General features: G+C 55.2%; 2 tRNA genes and 2 rRNA genes. All 4 read left to right on the top strand.

The features are described from left to right. Nucleotides 1-228 precede the first annotated feature (228 nt). Nucleotides 229-1,761: ribosomal RNA gene (locus tag F6X39_RS35860) — 16S ribosomal RNA — on the top strand. Nucleotides 1,762-1,836: 75 nt separating this feature from the next. After that, nucleotides 1,837-1,913: transfer RNA gene (locus F6X39_RS35855), tRNA-Ile, on the top strand. Between the two features lie 53 nt (nt 1,914-1,966). Continuing rightward, nucleotides 1,967-2,042, top strand: a tRNA-Ala gene (locus tag F6X39_RS35850). A 344-nt stretch (nt 2,043-2,386) separates the two neighbouring features. Then, a 23S ribosomal RNA gene (locus tag F6X39_RS35845) occupies nt 2,387-2,925 on the top strand; the annotation flags it as partial.

Raw genomic sequence — 2,925 nt, 5'->3', positions numbered from 1 at the left:
AGGCGCGGCGGGTTTGGCGGACCGATCTTTAAAAACTAACAGTCGATAAGTGTGGGCGCTTGATGCGGAATGCGGCGGCGGATTCTCCGGAGTCTGCTGTCAGGCAGAAGTATCAGAAGCCTCACACAGTATTAGAGGAAGGTTTGTCTGTCGAAAGACGGATCAATCATCGTCAGTACGTTGAGTGAGCGACCGGGTTCGAGAGAGCCCGAACACAGTAACAGGTTTGAACTGAAGAGTTTGATCCTGGCTCAGATTGAACGCTGGCGGCATGCCTTACACATGCAAGTCGAACGGCAGCACGGACTCCGGTCTGGTGGCGAGTGGCGAACGGGTGAGTAATACATCGGAACGTGTCCTGGAGTGGGGGATAGCCCGGCGAAAGCCGGATTAATACCGCATACGCTCGGGAGAGGAAAGCGGGGGATCTTTCGGGACCTCGCGCTCCAGGGGCGGCCGATGGCAGATTAGGTAGTTGGTGGGGTAAAGGCCTACCAAGCCGACGATCTGTAGCTGGTCTGAGAGGACGACCAGCCACACTGGGACTGAGACACGGCCCAGACTCCTACGGGAGGCAGCAGTGGGGAATTTTGGACAATGGGCGCAAGCCTGATCCAGCAATGCCGCGTGTGTGAAGAAGGCCTTCGGGTTGTAAAGCACTTTTGTCCGGAAAGAAAACCTCGTGGCCAATATCCGTGAGGGATGACGGTACCGGAAGAATAAGCACCGGCTAACTACGTGCCAGCAGCCGCGGTAATACGTAGGGTGCGAGCGTTAATCGGAATTACTGGGCGTAAAGCGTGCGCAGGCGGTGCTGTAAGACCGATGTGAAATCCCCGGGCTTAACCTGGGAACTGCATTGGTGACTGCAGCGCTGGAGTATGGCAGAGGGGGGTGGAATTCCACGTGTAGCAGTGAAATGCGTAGAGATGTGGAGGAACACCGATGGCGAAGGCAGCCCCCTGGGCCAATACTGACGCTCATGCACGAAAGCGTGGGGAGCAAACAGGATTAGATACCCTGGTAGTCCACGCCCTAAACGATGTCAACTGGTTGTCGGGCCTTCATTGGCTTGGTAACGTAGCTAACGCGTGAAGTTGACCGCCTGGGGAGTACGGTCGCAAGATTAAAACTCAAAGGAATTGACGGGGACCCGCACAAGCGGTGGATGATGTGGATTAATTCGATGCAACGCGAAAAACCTTACCTACCCTTGACATGTATGGAATCCTGCCGAGAGGCGGGAGTGCCCGAAAGGGAGCCATAACACAGGTGCTGCATGGCTGTCGTCAGCTCGTGTCGTGAGATGTTGGGTTAAGTCCCGCAACGAGCGCAACCCTTGTCCCTAGTTGCTACGCAAGAGCACTCCAGGGAGACTGCCGGTGACAAACCGGAGGAAGGTGGGGATGACGTCAAGTCCTCATGGCCCTTATGGGTAGGGCTTCACACGTCATACAATGGTCGGAACAGAGGGTTGCCAAGCCGCGAGGTGGAGCCAATCCCAGAAAACCGATCGTAGTCCGGATCGCACTCTGCAACTCGGGTGCGTGAAGCTGGAATCGCTAGTAATCGCGGATCAGCATGCCGCGGTGAATACGTTCCCGGGTCTTGTACACACCGCCCGTCACACCATGGGAGTGGGTTTTACCAGAAGTGGCTAGTCTAACCGCAAGGAGGACGGTCACCACGGTAGGATTCATGACTGGGGTGAAGTCGTAACAAGGTAGCCGTATCGGAAGGTGCGGCTGGATCACCTCCTTTCCAGAGCTGTGCATTCATTGCACTCAAGTGCTCACGCTTATCGGCTGTGGTTAGAAGCAACGCAGACAGACTCAGGGGTCTGTAGCTCAGCCGGTTAGAGCACCGTCTTGATAAGGCGGGGGTCGATGGTTCGAATCCATCCAGACCCACCAGTGTCGTGTCTGGTGAGCTGAAGGGCTGGGGCCGCTGGACTATCTGTGGGACTGGGGGATTAGCTCAGCTGGGAGAGCACCTGCTTTGCAAGCAGGGGGTCGTCGGTTCGATCCCGTCATCCTCCACCAATCCTCAATGCGCAGGGTTCTGCATGAAGGCAGAGCGTTGCGCATTGGCGATTGAGCCAGTCAGAGCGGTACACAGTTTGACTGTGATATCGGCTGTCGTTCTTTAACAATCAGGAAGAAGTAGTAAAGAGATTCACGAAAGGCACCTGGAGATGGGTGCCGAGTAGGTGAATCAGGGTTGTGATTGTATCGATGTATTTTAAAGGTGATCGAAAGATTGCCCTGGAATACGGCGCAACACGAATACTCAACCTGTAACGAGTGCGTCTATCCCCTGCGGGGATGGGACCCACGTAAGCGCCAAAGCGCTAACGTGGGCCGACACAGAGACACACCCGTTATAGGGTCAAGCGAACAAGTGCATGTGGTGGATGCCTTGGCGATCACAGGCGATGAAGGACGCGGTAGCCTGCGAAAAGCTCCGGGGAGCTGGCAAACGAGCATTGATCCGGAGATGTCCGAATGGGGAAACCCACTCCTAATGGAGTATCCGTAGCTGAATCCATAGGCTGCGTGAAGCGAACGCGGTGAACTGAAACATCTAAGTAACCGCAGGAAAAGAAATCAACCGAGATTCCCAGAGTAGTGGCGAGCGAAATGGGATCAGCCGGTACACGTTATCCGTATTGTTAGTCGAACGCTCTGGAAAGTGCGGCCATAGCAGGTGATAGCCCTGTAGACGAAAACAGCATGGAAGAACTGGGTGTACGAGAAGTAGGGCGGGACACGTGAAATCCTGTCTGAAGATGGGGGGACCATCCTCCAAGGCTAAATACTCGTGATCGACCGATAGTGAACCAGTACCGTGAGGGAAAGGCGAAAAGAACCCCGGGAGGGGAGTGAAACAGATCCTGAAACCGCATGCATACAAACAGTCGGAGCC

The organism is Paraburkholderia sp. UCT2 (genome assembly GCF_014397665.1).
GTDB classification, from domain to species: Bacteria; Pseudomonadota; Gammaproteobacteria; order Burkholderiales; family Burkholderiaceae; genus Paraburkholderia; species Paraburkholderia tuberum.
Note: the sequence above shows the minus strand (reverse complement) of the source record. Positions and strands in the feature narration are given on the sequence as shown.